Consider the following 17,495-nt stretch of genomic DNA (forward strand, 5'->3'; position numbering starts at 1 on the left):
GAAAAGAGAACCATGGCAGGTACATATAAAATTGCTGTTTTACCCGGAGATGGCATTGGCCCAGAAGTCATGCAACAAGCGCAAAAAGTGCTAGATGCGATTGAACAAAAGCATGACATTTCATTTGAGCGCCAAGAGTTTGATGTCGGCGGGATTGCGATTGATAACCACGGCACGCCTCTACCAGAAGCAACCATCAAAGGCTGTGAAGATGCCGATGCCGTATTGTTTGGCTCGGTAGGCGGTCCGAAATGGGAACATCTTCCACCAAATGACCAACCTGAACGTGGTGCACTACTGCCGCTACGTAAACACTTCCAACTTTTCTGTAACCTACGTCCTGCGCAAATTCATACAGGCTTAGAAAGCTTCTCACCATTACGTGCTGATATTTCTGATCGCGGCTTTGATATCGTAGTCGTTCGTGAATTAACTGGCGGTATTTACTTCGGTCAACCTAAAGGTCGCGAAGGTGAAGGCCCACAAGAAAAAGCCTTTGATACTGAAGTTTATCATCGTTATGAGATTGAGCGCATTGCCAAAATTGCGTTTGAATCAGCGCGTCTACGCGATAAAAAAGTCTGCTCAGTAGACAAAGCTAACGTACTACAAAGCTCAATTTTATGGCGTGAAGTGGTTGAAGAAATCGCTAAAGACTACCCTGATGTCGAGCTATCTCACATCTACATCGATAACGCCACTATGCAGTTAATCAAAGATCCATCTCAATTTGACGTGATGCTTTGTTCGAATATTTTCGGCGATATTATTTCTGATGAATGCGCCATGATCACAGGTTCAATGGGCATGTTGCCATCCGCTAGCTTAAATGAAAGTAAGTTTGGCCTGTATGAGCCCGCAGGTGGTAGTGCGCCAGATATCGCAGGTAAGAATATTGCTAACCCAGTGGCGCAAATTCTATCAGCAGCATTGATGCTTCGTTATAGCTTAAATGAAGAGCAAGCGGCGCAAGATATCGAACAAGCGGTATCAAAAGCACTAGCAGCCGGAGAGCTGACTGCTGATCTTGCTGGTAAAAATCCCGCCCTTTCGACTTCAGAAATGGGTGACAAGATTGCGCAATACATTCAGTCATTATAATTAATTTGAGCAGGTAGCTAGCAATGTCAAACTCAACATCAAAAACATTATATGAGAAAGTCTACGATGCTCACGTAGTCGTAGCCGCCCAAGGTGAAAACCCGATTTTATATATCGACCGTCATTTGGTACACGAGGTGACTTCACCTCAAGCCTTTGATGGCTTACGCGAAAAAGGTCGCCAGGTACGCCAAGTCAGCAAAACCTTTGCCACTATGGATCACAACGTTTCGACTACCACCAAAGATATTAATGCCTCTGGTGAAATGGCACGCATTCAAATGCAAACCTTGATGAAAAACTGCTTAGATTTCGGCGTCACGCTGTACGATCTAAACCATAAATATCAAGGTATTGTGCATGTAATGGGGCCAGAGCTTGGCATTACTTTGCCGGGTATGACGATTGTTTGTGGTGACTCCCACACCGCCACTCATGGCGCATTTGGTTCATTGGCTTTCGGTATTGGTACTTCCGAAGTGGAGCACGTACTGGCGACTCAAACGCTAAAACAAGCCAAAGCCAAGACCATGAAAATCGAAGTCAAAGGCAAGGTCGCCGAAGGCATTACCGCCAAAGACATCGTATTAGCAATCATCGGTAAAACCACGGCAGCTGGCGGAACCGGTTATGTGGTAGAGTTTTGCGGTGAAGCCATTACCGACCTTTCAATGGAAGGCCGCATGACGGTTTGTAACATGGCGATTGAACTAGGTGCCAAAGCGGGTCTAATCGCACCAGATCAAACTACTTTCGATTACATCAAAGATAAAAAGTTTGCTCCGAAAGGCACCGAATTTGATGCGGCAGTAGAGTACTGGAAAACCCTTAAATCGGATGATGACGCTCAATTTGATGCGGTGGTCACTCTAGATGCAGCAGACATCACACCACAAGTCACTTGGGGCACTAACCCGGGCCAAGTAATGTCGGTTGATGGCATTATTCCTAACCCTCAAGACTTCATTGACCCAGTCGAAAAAGCATCGGCTCAAAAAGCTTTGGCTTACATGGGCTTGGAAGCGGGTAAAAAACTGTCTGACTACACGGTAGACAAAGTGTTTGTTGGCTCTTGTACTAACTCACGTATTGAAGATATGCGCGCTGCGGCAGCCATTGCCAAAGGCCGTAAAGTGGCTGCCAATGTTCAAGCGCTGATTGTTCCAGGTTCTGAGCAAGTTAAAGCTCAAGCGGAACAAGAAGGCTTAGATAAGATCTTTATTGAAGCGGGTTTTGAATGGCGTCTACCGGGCTGCTCGATGTGTCTTGCGATGAACAACGATCGCCTCGGTCCACAAGAGCGCTGCGCGTCTACCAGTAACCGTAACTTTGAAGGTCGCCAAGGCCGTGATGGTCGTACCCATCTCGTTAGCCCAGCAATGGCAGCGGCGGCAGCGATTGCCGGTCACTTTGTCGATATCCGTTCACTAGAATTTACTCACCAAAAGAATATATAAGGAGCACGCTATGTCTCAAAACCTTAAACAGACAGGTTTTAAACAACATACTGGCCTAGTCGTGCCACTGGATATTGCTAACATTGATACCGATGCGATCATTCCTAAACAGTTTCTACAAAAAGTTACTCGCTTAGGCTTTGGTCAGCATTTATTTCATGATTGGCGCTTTTTAGATGACGCGGGCAAACAGCCTAATCCTGAGTTTGTAATGAACGCACCACGCTATCAAGGCGCAAGTATTTTACTGGCCCGTGAAAACTTCGGCTGTGGTTCGTCTCGTGAACACGCTCCTTGGGCGCTTGCCGACTACGGCATTCAAGTGATGATCGCACCTAGCTTTGCTGACATTTTCTACGGCAACTCCATCAACAACCAAATGGTGCCAGTACGTTTAACCGAAAGTGAAGTTGATGAGTTATTTGAATTTGTTCATAACAATCAAGGCGCACAAATCACCGTAGATTTAGAAGCGATGACAGTGTCAGCCAACGGAAAGCAATATAACTTTGAAATAGACGAGTTCCGTCGTCATTGTTTACTTAATGGCTTAGATAATATTGGTTTAACACTACAACATGCTGATAAAATCACAGAGTTTGAAAATAACATTCCTAGCTTTTTGAAGTAGTCAGTTTTTTGTCTAGCCCTCCTTTGAACTAGATAAAAACGCAAGCAAACTAGCCCAAATGCTCAATAAGTATTTGGGCTTTTTTATAGCTAAAACCTAAAGTGAAAGTTCTAAGTATCTCTACAGGTCTAATTCTTTATTGGTAGTAAAGAGGAGATTGAAAAATGAATATGAAATACGTTGGGTTAATACTACTCGCCAGCTTGAGTTTCTTTTCCTATGCGGCTCCCAAAGCCGATCCGTGGCCTTATTGGAATCAAAGCAATCCGGCTAACTCACAAGTCATTGATAATAGTGAATGGCAACGGATATTAGATAACAATCTCGTTCAGCAAGACTCGAATACTTTGTTTGACTACGCACATATTAGCTCGACGGACCGCCAAGCTTTGCTTCATTATCTCAACAGGCTAACCAAACTCGATCCACGCCAATTCAATAAAAATGAGCAATTTGCTTATTGGGTTAACTTATACAATGCAGCAACCGTTCAACTCATTTTAGACAACTACCCGATCAGCTCGATTACTAAACTCGGCGGATTATTTTCATTTGGCCCGTGGGATCAAGAGATCCTCACAGTTAATGACCAAGAATTGAGCTTAAACGATATTGAGCATCGAATCCTGCGCCCGATTTGGCAAGACAAACGTATCCACTATGCAGTCAATTGCGCCAGTTTAGGCTGCCCTAACTTACCTGCTACAGCTTTCACCGCTGACAATACTCAAAGCTTACTCAAGCAAGCTGAATTAACCTTCATCAACAGCTCGAAAGGCGTCAACATAACTAATGGTAAGCTTGAGCTATCTTCTATTTATGATTGGTATGCGGTAGATTTTGGCGGTGAGCAAGGCGTGTTGGGGTATTTATCTCGCTTTAAGCCTGAAATACAACAGACAAACAAAAAGCCCAGCTATCAATATAACTGGGCTCTCAACGAAAAGTAAAATTGGAACTAGGCTGAATTAAAAGCCTTTACTCTTCTTAACTAAGTCATAAGCAGATTGAATTTCTTGTGCTTTTTGCTTCGCCACTTCCATCATCTCTGGCGGCAAACCTTTGGCGACTAACTTATCAGGGTGGTGCTCATTCATTAACTTACGATGAGCACGCTTAATCGTCTTAGCATCAGCACTTTTATCTACCCCTAATAATTCATAGGCGTCATCCAATTGAGATGCTGTTGGTCCTTGTTGCCATTGACCACCGGATTGTTGTTGGCCTTGATGCTGATATCCCCCAAAGCCGCCACCTTGCTGAAAGCGAAATGCCGCTTCTTGCATACGTAAACGCTGTTGCAAATATTGAGCAGTAAAGCCAAGCTCTGATGCCACTATTTGCAAGACATTAATTTCACTAGGATGCAGAGAGCCATCAGCAAAGGCAGATGAAATTTGTAATTCTAAAAAGAACTGTAACAAATCACGTCGACGACCAGCGGAAAAGCGCACTTTGCGTAGCGTCTCTTCCAATGGAAAGCTCGATTCCTTACCTTGACGAAATGCCTCTTGAGCGATTTTTTTCTGCTCTCCCGTGAGGTTCATTCGATCCATCATGACGGAAGCTAATTGAATTTCCTCTTTGGTCACTTGACCTTTCGCTTTAGCGACATGTCCCATTACCGCATAAGCTGCTTGGAAAAATTCGGTTTGTCTTTCTGCTTGAGAAGCGCCAGATCCAAATGCAGATTGGAATCCTTGTTGGCGGCGACGAGCCTTATCAAATTGATGACCGATAAAGCAACCTATGATCGCCCCGGGAATATTCCCAATCATCGAGCCAAACAAAATCCCCAGTAATTTACCTAACATATGTTGATTCCAAATCCCAAACTATGAATTTTTATTATTAACTATTGTCTGTATAGTGTCGATTGTTGCAAGATTCTTATATGATATACCTAAGTAACTTCAAGATGCGAGTTTCAGCAAGAATAAAACAAGCTTTAGGCAAGGCAAATTGAATATGATCATAGTGATTCTATCTCTGTTCAATTTAACGCAGTATAAAGCTTGTTTTAACTTGCCCTTCGGGAGCTTCATCCAAACCTTCTTTATGCGGCGTCAGATTGATTTGAAAGGTAGTTTTTACATTCCTTCGCCAATCTTTCTTGCCTAAAGGCTTGGATGATAGCTCTGAATTCTGCATATTGAAGTCACTTGGGTATATAAAAATCTGTGTATATTTCGTCTTATTTTTGTAAATAACCTTTGTTTATACATAAGCATTATCAAAAACTATAATCTCACTCAGTTTCACAGGACTATTTTATTTCATGCTACCAATTTCTCGCACTTTTCTTACCACACTTATAAGTGCTGCCTTCCTACCTAGTGCTTTCGCCGATGAAAGTAGTAGCGACAGTGTGCCGGAAATCGTACCTGTAGATCAATGTATTGCACCAAAAAAAAACGCCGCAGATCCAGCAGAAGAAACAGTAAATATTGAAGCCGATAGCATTAATGCTTCAGGGAGGAACCAAGCCGTTTATCAAGGTGATGTGGTTATCACCCAAGGGCATAGAAAAATTACCGCAGACAAAGTCACCATCAATCAAGGTGAGAACTCCATCACTGCCGATGGCAATGTGAATATGAACGATGGCCAAATCAAATCGAACTCAAATAAAGTGAATTCTGATTTAAAAGGTGATCGCGTTGAACTGTACGATACACAATACAAACTACTCTGCCAACCTGCCCGCGGTGAAGCCACCTACATATTAAAAGATGGCCAAAGCATCTACACCATGGAAGATGGTTCATTAACTACTTGTCCTGAGGGCAATAAATCATGGCGTGTTAAAGCCAGCGATATTGATATCGATAACGAAGAAGAAGAAGCCACCTTTTATAACACTCGCTTTGAGATCTTAGATGTACCTGTGTTTTATTGGCCATATATTACGGTCCCGATTGGTGACAAGCGTAAAACGGGCTTTCTCTATCCAACCGGTGGTTACGATTCAAAAAATGGCTTGGAAATTAATGTACCAATCTACTTCAACATTGCACCACAATATGATTTGACCACCACCGTCAATTACATGCAAAGACGTGGGGTACAGTTTGAAAATGAATTTAGGTATTTAACCGATGGGTTTGGTCGAGGTTCAATCGATTTTGAATATCTAAATAAAGATGACTTGTATAGCGAAAAAGGTGCTCGTTGGGGGGTGAACTTCTCTCACGATGGTATTTATGATCGCCATTGGAAGTTCTCGGTCGACTACTCTCGCGTCAGTGATAATGACTACTTTGAAGACCTTGATTCCAATATTGGTAACCGTGAAGATGGTCAGTTATTACAAGCAGGGGAAGTGGCATACCGTACCGATTATTCGGATACCACGTTAAAGGTACGTGACTTCCAAGTACTATCAACCTCGCAACCTTATCGATTAATGCCACAACTACAATATGAATACCATCGACCCGATGTGCTGCCTCATTTTGATATGGAATGGAATAGCCATATCAGTCGCTTTGAGACTGATGATGATGACTTACCAGATGCAACCCGTGTCCATTTAGAGCCTGGTGTAGTGGTGCCTTTCTACGCACCGTGGGGACAATTAACTTCCGAAGCGAAGTTGATGTATACCTATTATGATCAGGATTTAAAAAATGGAACTTCCGCTAGTTCAGATCTAAAAGAAAATGCCAGCCGTACCGTGCCCGAATACCGTATGACGGGCACACTATTTTTAGATAACAGCCAAAAATGGCTCGGTGGCTATACCCAAACCCTTGAACCTCGATTGCAATATCTGTACATCCCTGAAGTTAATCAAGACGATATCTATCAAGGTTATGATACAACTCTTATGCAATTGGATTATTACGGTTTATTCCGTGATATGAAATACAGCAGCGTCGATTACATCGCACCAGCCAATCAGCTTAGCTATGGTGCAACGTCTCGTTTCTACGATGATAACTATAAAGAACGCTTTAATGTCTCATTAGGACAAATCTATTACATCAACCCTAATAATGGCGAGGCGAATTTATCTGCTTGGGCACTAGAGAATGAGTGGAACATCAACGATGAATGGCTATTTAAAGGTGGGGTGCAGTACGATGGCGATGTGTCTGAATTACAAATGGCCAACAGCACCCTTGAATATAAATTACCCGGCGGTGGTTATACTCAATTAAATTATCGTTATATATCTAAAGGTTACATAGAAGATAACACCACTAATTTGAATAATGTCGACCAATACACTCGTGATGGTATATCTCAGGCCGGAATAATGAATAGTTTTACGATCGCTCAACGTTGGAGTGTACAAGCAAATTACTACCATGATCTAACTGAACAGAACATGTTAGAAAGCTTAGTTGGTGTCACTTATAACGATGATTGCTGGTTCTTAGGTTTGACGTATTCTCGCCACATCATGAACTCAGGTGATGTTAGAAGTGTCTACCCAGAACCTGGTCCAGAATACGAATCAAAAGTTAGCCTAAACATTGGCATCAAAGGCCTAGGCCAAAGTGCAGGCGTAACCTACAGCGATGGCGGCAATGCATTGGGCTATGGCCGACCATTTAGCCTTGCTGACTAATGAATCGATAAGTCTGCCATGATAATATGACAGGCTTACTTACTGTACTTATATTTGTTGTACTAATTGGATACCTGAAATGAAGACATGGATTCCCGCATTACTTGGAATAATGAGTCTGTTTACGGCCTCAACAACACTGGCTGCCCCACAACCTCTCAACCATGTTGTGGCAATAGTTAACGATGGCGTTATTTTACAAACGGACGTCGATACCGCGATAAAAACAGTACAAGCTAATGCACAAGACAAAAAACAATCGCTTCCTGATAGCGACACCCTACAAGAACAGGTACTTGAAAAGTTGGTTCTAGACGAAATTCAATTGCAAGAAGCAAAACGAATGGGTATTCAAGTAGATGACCAACGTCTCGATCAGGCGATTGAAGGTATCGCTAAAGATAACCAACAAACATTAGATCAGTTAAGAGCATCACTGCAGCAACAAGGTATTGCATACCCTGTTTTCCGCGAGCAAATTCGCAAGGAAATCGCGATTAGTGAAGCTCGAAATGCGCAGGTTCGTCGCCGAGTAAATATTTCGCCATCCGAAGTCGATACTCTAGCAACTATGCTGGCTGAACAAACCACTCAAAATGTTGAATATAAAGTCTCTCAAATTCAATTACGCTTTGGTGAAGATAAAGACGCCACAGAAAAAGAAGCGCAAGAGCTGATTGAGCGATTAAAACAAGGTGAAGACTTTTCTACTCTCGCCTACACCTACTCGAAAGGCCCAAAAGCTCTACAAGGTGGTGATTGGGGGTGGATGCGTAAAGAAGAAATGCCAACCATCTTTGCTGATGAAATTAGCACTCAAGGCAAAGGCGCCATCATTGGCCCATTCCGCAGTGGTGTTGGCTTTCACATCATGAAAATTGATGATGTAAAAGGCTTGAAAACGGTGGCAGTTACCGAAGTTAACGCGCAGCACATACTGATTAAACCGTCGATCATTTTAAGTGATGAAGGCGCAAAAGAAGAACTAAACCGCTTAATTGACGAAATCAACACTGGCAAACGTACTTTTGGCGAACTAGCTCAGCAATACAGCCAAGATACTGGTTCAGCGGTGGCTGATGGCATTTTAGGTTACCAAACGCCCGATACTTACGTGCCTGAGTTTAAACATCAGGTCGAAACCTTACCTGTAAATCAAATAAGCGAACCATTCAAAACGGTTCATGGTTGGCATATCGTTAAAGTGCTTGATCGCCGCACTGTCGATCGCACGGAATCGGCAATGAAAAACCGCGCTTACCAAATTTTATTCAAACGTAAATTCAACGAAGAAGCCGGAGCATGGCTACAAGAAATTCGCGCCAGTGCTTATGTTGAAATGTTAGATCAACAAGACGAGCAAGATGACCAATGAGCATTGAACAAATGGTAAATATTCGTCGTCTTGCGATTACCGCTGGTGAGCCAGCTGGTATTGGTCCCGATCTGGTCTTAGCGCTATCTCAATATGATTGGCCACATCAATTGGTGGTTTGCGCGGATAAACAAATGCTAACTGAGCGTGCAGAGCAACTTGGCATTGAAGTGCAACTCTTAGACTACGACGCAGCTCTACCTGCTCAAGTGCAGCAAAAAGGTCAGTTATACGTTGAGCATATTGCAGTTTCTCAACCAGTTGCAGCTGGTCAACTCAATGAAGCCAATGGCCATTATGTATTACAAACGTTAGAACGTGCTTGCCAAGGAAGCATGACAGGTGAGTTCGATGCCATTGTCACAGGCCCTGTTCATAAAGGAGTGATTAATCGCGCTGGTGTTGCATTTAGCGGCCATACAGAGTTCTTTGCCGAGCGCTCTAACACCCCATTAGTGGTGATGATGTTGGCGACAGAGGGATTACGAGTAGCGCTTGTCACCACCCATATTCCTTTGGCTTATGTTAGCCAAGCGGTGACCGCTGAACGCCTTGAAAGTATTATCCGAATTTTGCATACCGATTTAGTCAATAAATTTGGTATTGAGCAACCAAACATCTACGTATGTGGCCTTAACCCTCATGCAGGTGAAGACGGTTGTTTAGGGCGCGAAGAGATTGAAACCATCACGCCTACATTAGAAAAAATGCGTCAACAAGATGACATGAATTTAATCGGTCCACTACCGGCAGACACCATCTTCAATCAAAAATATTTAGAAAAAGCCGATACCGTATTGGCGATGTATCATGATCAAGGGTTACCCGTGCTAAAATACAAAGGCTTCGGTAATTCAGTCAATATTACCCTGGGGTTACCTTTTATTCGGACCTCAGTTGATCATGGTACCGCACTGGATCTAGCTGGCACAGGGAATGCCGATATAGGCAGCTTTTTAACTGCAATCACCCATGCTTTACAACTGGTGGAAAGCTCAAAGCAGCCAGAATCAAAGCAACAAGAGAGTAATCAATGAGTAATGATGTCCATCTAGGTCATAAAGCCCGTAAACGCTTTGGCCAAAACTTTTTAAATGATCCCTATATTATTGATGGTATTGTTTCTGCAATAAACCCACTGCCAGGACAAAACCTGGTTGAAATTGGCCCAGGCTTAGGTGCAATCACTGAACCGGTTGGCCGTGAAGTTGATAAATTAACAGTTATCGAACTGGACCGTGATCTGGCTGAACGCCTAAGAAATCACCCAGAGTTATCCAGCAAGTTAACCATTCATGAAGGCGACGCCATGCGCTTTGACTTCAATGAATTAGTAAAACCAAATAATAAGTTACGTATTTTCGGCAATTTGCCTTATAACATCTCAACACCATTAATGTTCCACTTGTTTGAATTTCATAAAGACATTCAAGATATGCACTTTATGCTGCAAAAAGAAGTGGTTAATCGCCTGGCAGCAGGCCCTGGCACCAAAGCGTATGGCCGCTTAACGGTTATGGCTCAATACTTTTGTAAAGTGATGCCTGTACTTGAAGTACCGCCAACGGCGTTTATTCCGCCGCCAAAGGTTGATTCAGCCGTAGTACGATTATCGCCTTATGAAGTACTGCCTCACCCTGCAACGAGCTTAAAATGGTTAGATCGAGTGTGTCGCGAAGGGTTTAATCAACGCCGTAAAACGGTTAGAAACTGCTTTAAAAGCTTAGTGTCAGCGGAAGAGCTCGAGCAATTGGATATTAAACCAAGTGTGCGTCCTGAGAACTTAACATTAGTACAGTTTGTTGCTCTGGCAAACTACCTTGATGCGAAAGATAAGTAAGTCACTCAGATAAAACCATCACTAAATAATAAGAGCACAAAGAGGTGCTCTTATTCTACCGATACTATTCAACATCAATTCTCTAAGGATAGGAGAGATTTGTGATTCAACAACAAGCACCGAGCATTACTTGCCAAGTTCACACTCGTTATATAGAAGAACAATCTCAGCCGGAAAAAAGTCGCTATATCTTTGCCTACACCATTACCATTCGTAACCTCAGTCAACAACCTGTTCAACTAATCAGCCGTCGTTGGTTAATTACCGATGCTAACGGCAAACAGTTAACCATTGAAGGCGATGGTGTGGTCGGTGAGCAACCCGTGATTGAACCGATGCAAGAGTATACTTATACCAGTGGCACCGCTTTAGAAACCCCATTAGGCGTAATGCAAGGCCACTATGTGGTGCTCGATGAGCAAAGTGAGCAATTTCTTGCTGAAGTCGAGCCATTTCGCATGGCCATCCCAAATATTTTAAATTAAGCGAGGTTTTGTGGCGACCTACATAGTTGGTGATATCCAAGGCTGCTTTGATGAACTGCAAGCACTCCTAAAACAAGTCAATTTCAATTCACAAGTCGATCAACTATGGCTAGCTGGTGACTTAGTTGCTCGTGGCCCTAAATCGCTAGAAACATTACGCTTTGTCAAAGACTTAGGCGATTCTGCAAAGTGTATCCTCGGCAACCATGATCTACATCTTCTGGCAGTACATTTAGGTTACTTCAATGCTAAGCCTAAAGATAAAACATTTCCGATACTGCAGGCAGCCGATCGCCAAGAGTTAATTGACTGGTTACGCCAGCAACCATTAATGGCAGAGCATGAAGAATTTGTCATGTGTCATGCAGGAATAGCGCCTAGTTGGGATCTCACAACAGCTAGACAATCGAGCCAAGAAATTAGCGCTATTTTACAAAGCGATGATTGGTCTTGGTTAATCAAAAATATGTACGCCAACCACCCCACTCAATGGGATACTAATTTACAAGACATTGAGCGGTATCGTTTTATTATCAATGCCTTCACTCGAATGCGTTTTTGTAATCAGCAAGGACAATTAGAGATGGAGTGCAAACTTCCTCCGACTAAAGTCGACAATAGTCGTCTAGTGCCTTGGTTTAAAGTGAGAGAACGTATCCCATTAAATAAAACCGTCATTTTTGGGCATTGGGCCGCTCTGATGGGATGTCATGATGATAAAGCAAATGTGATAGGACTGGATACAGGTTGTGTGTGGGGAGAACATTTGTCTATGTTACGCTGGGAAGATAAACAAATGTTTACTCAAGCAAGTCTACAATAACGCCCCAATTTATCGAGATTTACTGGTCAAATTTTAGCGCCAGAGCATAGCCGACGAGCTTTTCATTCGCTCATCAAATCTTTTCTAAACACACAAAGCGCATATTGTAGGCATTCTTATCATCTTTAAGATATTCTTCTTGCTCAACAATTTGCCAATTATCTCCCCAATCTGGAAATTGAGTATCGCCATCAATATCCGCATCGATAAAGGTTAAGTAAAGACAATCGGCTTGAGGTAAACAGAAATCGTAGATGGTGCCGCCACCGATAATCATCAATTCATCAACATCACCGGCTACTTGTTTGGCTTGTTCAATGCTGGTTACTGTGGTGACACCTTCAATGGATAGTGAAGCATCTCTTGAAATCACGATATTTAAACGTCCCGGCAATGGTCGCCCAATCGATTCATAGGTCTTACGCCCCATGACTATCGGCTTTCCCATTGTACAACGTTTAAACCAAGCAAAATCGGCCGGTAGGTGCCATGGCATTTGATTGTCTTTACCAATAATACGATTGTTTGCCATCGCGGCAATCATACTGATCTTCACATTTCGTCCTTTTTAAACAATGGATCGTCTTCGATAAAATAACAAACCTGGCATTGCGAGGCCAATTGCTAACCCTGCAATGATAAACATAGCTTGTAAAAAGTTATCGATCAGAATACTAAATAATTGTGCATCATAGCCATTTTGGTTTATTTCAACTAGAGCGATCATCGCTTTAAATGCATAAACTCCCGGTACCATTGGAATCATGGCAGCAACAGTAAAGACTTTTGGGTGTGCTAAAAAACGATGTGACCAATGAACTCCAACCATACTCACTATAGTTGCTGCAAAAAATGTTGCCCATTCAATAGGTATATTATACGTCATCAGTACAAATCGAATTCCATGCCCAATGGCTCCACCTAAAGCACAATATTTTAGAGCTTTAACCGGGACATTAAATACCAAAGCAAACCCGACAGCTGGAATAGCGGCAAGAGACATATCAGTAAGCAAAGCAATCAAAAAATCCATTATCTCACCCATACCCATGTCCCCGTTACAGTCATTGCAGCCACAATCCCTAAGCAAGTGGCAAAGGTCAATAAACTTGCCATGAAAAATCGAGCAATTCCCATATTGATATAACCTTTCAACATATCTGCAACCGCATTAATCAAAGGAAAACCAGGAACCAGCATCAGCACCGAAGATGCCATGGCAGTAAATGGAGCATTGCCTAATTGGTGGATAACTGCTTGAGAGGAAATCAATGTGGTCACAAATGCAGTCACTGCAAAATTGACTAGTGGGTTAAAGTTGCGATGCCCCACTTCTTGACGAACAAACATACCACAACAGGATGCGATAAAGGTAATCGCACATATCATTACATCCCCACCCGCTAAGCGCGCGAACGCAGCACAAGATAAACCAATCATAAATAAAACCAACCAACGGTTATATCTAACGGGCTTAATTTGCTCGAGTTTATGAAGCGCTAATCGATAGTCAATAATTTTACGCTCGAGCATAATACAGATTTGCTGAACTTCCGTAACAACTGTCATATTGATGCCACGATCAGGACAACGGCGGGCGGTAGTAATACAATGCTCATTCATAACAGTGGTCACCACTAATGAGCTAGCTGACATTGACACCTCAACATCCGTCATTCCACTTGCAAGGCCTAACCTTCGAATTAAATCTCCGACTAGAGTGCTTTCAGCGCCATGTGCAAGCAGCATTTGACCAGCTTGAATAATCATCCGAGTAATTATTCGTTGTTTTTCATCCATTATTATATTCTCATCAATCCATTGATAATTGGCCCATTCTGCAGATAAGAACTATCACTTTATCGACAATTAAGGCTAGTGGTTAAAGTGTGCACTAAAATCCTATCCAATAGCATGATTTAGGATAAAAAAAAGCTGTGATCCTTAAAGAATCACAGCTTATATATCTATCGATTATGTAGACTAGTCACGAACGTAGATAACATGACCGTCATCTTCGTCATCATCCCAGTCATCGTCATCCCACTCTTCGGTAATCACATCTTTACCGCTCATGGCATCTTTATGGTAATCATCCCACTTGAAGTCGACTTTCTCTTCTTCTTCAATCACTTGCTCTTCTTTAGGCAAAGTTTCCATAAACTCAGCTAATTGGAAAGCCAGCTCCTTGGTACCTAATTTATTAGAAGCCGAGATCTTAGCGTAATGACCATCCCAACCTAATGCATCGATGATCTGCTGGATCTTTTCATCTACTTCTTCTTCAGGAAGAAGATCGACTTTGTTAAAGATCAACCAACGAGGTTTAGCAGCGACTTTTTCACTGTATTGCTCAAGCTCATCAATGATCGTCAGTGCATTTTCAATTGGATCTGAACCATCAATCGGCAATAGATCAATCATATGCAATAGCACACGACAACGCTCTAAGTGTTTTAGGAATCGAACACCAAGACCTGCGCCATCCGCGGCACCTTCAATTAGACCTGGAATATCAGCAATCACAAAGCTGCGTTCAGAGCCTGCTCGAACCACACCCAAGCTTGGGATCAAGGTAGTAAATGGATAATCCGCCACTTTAGGCTTCGCCGCAGACACTGCACGAATAAAGGTTGATTTACCCGCATTTGGTAGACCAAGCATACCGACATCAGCAAGCAACAATAGCTCTAGACGTAACTCACGCACTTCACCCTTGGTGCCCATGGTCTTTTGACGTGGCGCACGGTTAACTGAAGATTTAAAGCGTTGGTTACCTAAACCATGCCAACCGCCTTTCGCGATCATGATTTTTTGACCATGCTCGGTGACTTCTGCTACCACTTCATTGGTATGAATATCAATTGCACGAGTCCCGACTGGTACTTTGATGGTTTTATCTGCACCACGTTTACCGGTACAGTTACCACCACTACCATTTTTACCGCGTTCCGCTTTATGGAAACGTTCAAAGCGGTAATCGACTAGTGTATTGAGGTTTTCGTCGGCTTGCATGTAAACATCACCGCCATCACCACCGTCACCACCGTCAGGACCGCCTTTTTCAACAAATTTTTCACGCCAGAAACTAACAACGCCATTACCGCCATCGCCAGCTTCTACTTTTATGGTTGATTCATCAACGAACTTCATTTGCTACTCCACCTGCATTATTGGCAAGTTATTATGAGTGTAGACCACAGACTGTAAATCCCAACTCTCGACTATCGAGTCTAGGGTCTAGGGTCTAGGGTCTAGGGTCTATTATATAACTTTGCTATAAATAAAAAACCCCGCCATAAAGGCAGGGCTTTGAATTCAATAGTAAACAGAAACTTATGCAGTTTCGATGCTTACAAACTTACGGTTCTTAGGACCTTTAACTTCAAATTTAACTTTACCTTCAGATAAAGCAAATAGAGTATGGTCTTTACCGATACCAACATTCGTTCCAGCGTGGAATTTAGTACCACGTTGACGAACAATGATGTTACCAGCTAGAACAGATTCGCCACCAAAACGCTTAACACCTAGGCGTTTGCTTTCTGAATCGCGACCGTTATTGGTAGAACCACCAGCTTTTTTATGTGCCATGTTAGCTTCTCCGTTATGTTAATTAAGCGCTGATGCCAGTAATTTTGACTTCAGTGAACCACTGACGGTGGCCCATTTGCTTACGAGAATGCTTACGACGACGGAACTTAACGATTTTAATTTTATCGCCACGACCGTGCTTAACTACTTCCGCAGTTACTTTACCGCCAGCAACCAGAGGTGCACCAATAGTGATTTCTTCACCATTAGCAACCATAAGAACTGAATCAAACTCAACGTTTGCGCCAGTTTCTACGTCCAATTTTTCTAAACGAAGAGTTTGACCTTCGCTTACACGGTGTTGTTTACCACCAGATTGGAAAACAGCGTACATATTTTACTCCGCTTTTTCCGCACAGCATCATGTTAATTATTTTAAACATATCAGGTGTGCGCTTAAACTTGTCATCAATAGGGCGCAGATTCTACTTGAGAGCTTGGCCTTTGACAAGATAAATATTAAAAAAAATGGCGAAAAGATCATCGCCTGATTAAAGTGCGCTAATGATGCCGTTTACACTCGTGTTTATCAATGTTTTTTAGTGTAGAATCCATGATTATTTTTTAAATTTAGGCCTAGCACGCCCTATTCTCAGCTGGAAGAACAATGGATTTTAAAGCTATCCAGGCACTCACTGCCGACGACATGGTAAAAGTGAATGAAACCATTCATGCACAATTGAATTCAGAAGTTAGCCTTATTAATCAACTCGGTTTCTACATTGTTAGTGGTGGAGGCAAACGCCTGCGCCCTCTTTTAGCGTTACTATCAGCCAAAGCTTTAGGCTATCAAGGTCAAGATCACATCACTGCCGCTGCGTTTGTAGAATTCATTCACACCGCTACATTACTGCATGATGATGTGGTAGATGAATCGGATATGCGTCGTGGTAAAGAAACCGCTAATGCTGCATTTGGTAATGCCGCTAGCGTTCTGGTTGGCGACTACATTTATACTCGCTCTTTCCAAATGATGACCAGCCTTGGATCTTTAAAGATCCTCAAGTTAATGAGTGATGCGGTAAACGTGATTGCCGAGGGTGAAGTTCAGCAATTAATGAATTGCAACGATCCAAACACTACCGAAGAAAGCTACATGCAAGTGATCTATTCGAAAACGGCACGTCTATTTGAAGCGGCCACTCAAATTGGTGCTTTGTTGGTTGATGCACCAAAAGAAACCGAAGTCGCACTGCAAAATTACGGTAAGTACTTAGGCACCGCTTTTCAGTTAATTGATGATGTGATGGATTACACATCTGATGGTAAAGAGATGGGCAAAAATGTCGGTGATGATCTTGCCGAAGGTAAACCTACCCTACCTCTACTTTATGCAATGCAAAACGGCACACCAGAACAAGCGGCTATGATTCGTGATGCAATTGAACACTCGAATGGCATGGAAAAACTGGACGCTATTATAGCGGCCATGAGTGAAACGGGTTCACTCGAATACACGACACAACGTGCAGAAGAAGAAGCCGATAAAGCCATTGCAGAACTAGCCATTATTCCAGAGTCAGACTACAAACAAGCTCTGATTACTCTTGCGCACATGGCGGTTAGAAGGACGAAATAACAAAGTTTCTAGGTTGCAGTCCCTAGTTTCTAGA

Annotated in this window: 18 protein-coding genes; 11 read left to right on the plus strand and 7 right to left on the minus strand. The window is 42.7% G+C overall.

Annotation, left to right across the window (positions count from 1 at the left end):
* Window positions 1-12: 12 nt before the first annotated feature.
* The 4 genes from leuB (at window position 13) to K358_RS0116560 (ending at window position 4,139) form a co-directional block, all read left to right on the plus strand.
* Entirely contained in the window at window positions 13-1,101 is a 1,089-nt protein-coding gene (leuB, locus tag K358_RS0116545) for a 3-isopropylmalate dehydrogenase (RefSeq protein WP_027697859.1), read from the plus strand.
* A gap of 23 nt (window positions 1,102-1,124) precedes the next feature.
* The gene (gene leuC / locus K358_RS0116550; protein WP_027697860.1) at window positions 1,125-2,558 is read left to right on the plus strand and encodes a 3-isopropylmalate dehydratase large subunit; all 1,434 of its coding nucleotides are present in this window, start codon (window positions 1,125-1,127) and stop codon (window positions 2,556-2,558) included.
* A 10-nt stretch (window positions 2,559-2,568) separates the two neighbouring features.
* Window positions 2,569-3,189 carry a 3-isopropylmalate dehydratase small subunit gene (gene leuD / locus K358_RS0116555; protein WP_027697861.1) on the plus strand — a complete coding sequence of 207 codons (621 nt, stop codon included), beginning with the start codon at window positions 2,569-2,571 and terminating at the stop codon, window positions 3,187-3,189.
* A 170-nt stretch (window positions 3,190-3,359) separates the two neighbouring features.
* Entirely contained in the window at window positions 3,360-4,139 is a 780-nt protein-coding gene (locus K358_RS0116560) for a DUF547 domain-containing protein (RefSeq protein WP_027697862.1), read from the plus strand.
* 18 nt (window positions 4,140-4,157) lie between these two features.
* Here K358_RS0116560 and djlA read toward each other — a convergent pair whose 3' ends face one another.
* A complete protein-coding gene (djlA, locus tag K358_RS0116565) occupies window positions 4,158-5,003 on the minus strand; it encodes a co-chaperone DjlA (protein WP_027697863.1) in 846 nt (281 codons plus the stop codon).
* A gap of 464 nt (window positions 5,004-5,467) precedes the next feature.
* On the opposite strand from djlA, the gene lptD reads away from it, so the two are divergent.
* The 6 genes from lptD (at window position 5,468) to K358_RS0116595 (ending at window position 12,288) form a co-directional block, all read left to right on the plus strand.
* A complete protein-coding gene (gene lptD / locus K358_RS0116570; protein WP_027697864.1) occupies window positions 5,468-7,765 on the plus strand; it encodes an LPS assembly protein LptD in 2,298 nt (765 codons plus the stop codon).
* Between the two features lie 79 nt (window positions 7,766-7,844).
* Window positions 7,845-9,140, plus strand: a complete 1,296-nt coding sequence (surA, locus tag K358_RS0116575) for a peptidylprolyl isomerase SurA (protein ID WP_027697865.1) — start codon at window positions 7,845-7,847, stop codon at window positions 9,138-9,140.
* Window positions 9,137-10,177, plus strand: coding sequence for a 4-hydroxythreonine-4-phosphate dehydrogenase PdxA (pdxA, locus tag K358_RS0116580; protein ID WP_425315038.1), 1,041 nt, complete (start codon window positions 9,137-9,139; stop codon window positions 10,175-10,177). The genes surA and pdxA overlap by 4 nt, the downstream gene beginning before the upstream one ends.
* A complete protein-coding gene (gene rsmA / locus K358_RS0116585; protein WP_027697867.1) occupies window positions 10,174-10,980 on the plus strand; it encodes a 16S rRNA (adenine(1518)-N(6)/adenine(1519)-N(6))-dimethyltransferase RsmA in 807 nt (268 codons plus the stop codon). The genes pdxA and rsmA overlap by 4 nt, the downstream gene beginning before the upstream one ends.
* A gap of 104 nt (window positions 10,981-11,084) precedes the next feature.
* Window positions 11,085-11,465: a Co2+/Mg2+ efflux protein ApaG gene (apaG, locus tag K358_RS0116590; protein WP_027697868.1), complete on the plus strand. Its 381-nt coding sequence runs from the start codon at window positions 11,085-11,087 to the stop codon at window positions 11,463-11,465.
* Between the two features lie 10 nt (window positions 11,466-11,475).
* Complete coding sequence (locus tag K358_RS0116595; protein ID WP_027697869.1) at window positions 11,476-12,288, plus strand: symmetrical bis(5'-nucleosyl)-tetraphosphatase; 813 nt, start codon at window positions 11,476-11,478, stop codon at window positions 12,286-12,288.
* 73 nt (window positions 12,289-12,361) lie between these two features.
* On the opposite strand, the gene folA is transcribed toward K358_RS0116595, so the two are convergent.
* From folA to rplU, 6 genes are all read right to left on the minus strand, one after another.
* Window positions 12,362-12,844, minus strand: a complete 483-nt coding sequence (gene folA / locus K358_RS0116600; protein ID WP_027697870.1) for a type 3 dihydrofolate reductase — start codon at window positions 12,842-12,844, stop codon at window positions 12,362-12,364.
* Window positions 12,845-12,856: 12 nt separating this feature from the next.
* Window positions 12,857-13,339 (minus strand): threonine/serine exporter family protein, encoded by a 483-nt coding sequence (locus tag K358_RS0116605; RefSeq protein ID WP_083962848.1) that lies wholly within the window; start codon window positions 13,337-13,339, stop codon window positions 12,857-12,859.
* Window positions 13,321-14,088: a threonine/serine exporter family protein gene (locus K358_RS0116610; RefSeq protein WP_027697872.1), complete on the minus strand. Its 768-nt coding sequence runs from the start codon at window positions 14,086-14,088 to the stop codon at window positions 13,321-13,323. Before K358_RS0116610 ends, K358_RS0116605 begins: the two co-directional genes overlap by 19 nt.
* Before the next feature lie 183 nt (window positions 14,089-14,271).
* Window positions 14,272-15,441 carry an Obg family GTPase CgtA gene (cgtA, locus tag K358_RS0116615; RefSeq protein WP_027697873.1) on the minus strand — a complete coding sequence of 390 codons (1,170 nt, stop codon included), beginning with the start codon at window positions 15,439-15,441 and terminating at the stop codon, window positions 14,272-14,274.
* A gap of 183 nt (window positions 15,442-15,624) precedes the next feature.
* A complete protein-coding gene (rpmA, locus tag K358_RS0116620; protein WP_017026335.1) occupies window positions 15,625-15,882 on the minus strand; it encodes a 50S ribosomal protein L27 in 258 nt (85 codons plus the stop codon).
* 22 nt (window positions 15,883-15,904) lie between these two features.
* Entirely contained in the window at window positions 15,905-16,216 is a 312-nt protein-coding gene (gene rplU / locus K358_RS0116625; protein WP_027697874.1) for a 50S ribosomal protein L21, read from the minus strand.
* 273 nt (window positions 16,217-16,489) lie between these two features.
* Between rplU and ispB the strand changes: the two genes are divergently transcribed.
* A complete protein-coding gene (gene ispB, locus K358_RS0116630) occupies window positions 16,490-17,461 on the plus strand; it encodes an octaprenyl diphosphate synthase (RefSeq protein ID WP_027697875.1) in 972 nt (323 codons plus the stop codon).
* Window positions 17,462-17,495: the final 34 nt, after the last annotated feature.

The organism is Vibrio litoralis DSM 17657, assembly GCF_000426765.1.
Classification (GTDB): Bacteria; Pseudomonadota; Gammaproteobacteria; order Enterobacterales; family Vibrionaceae; genus Vibrio; species Vibrio litoralis.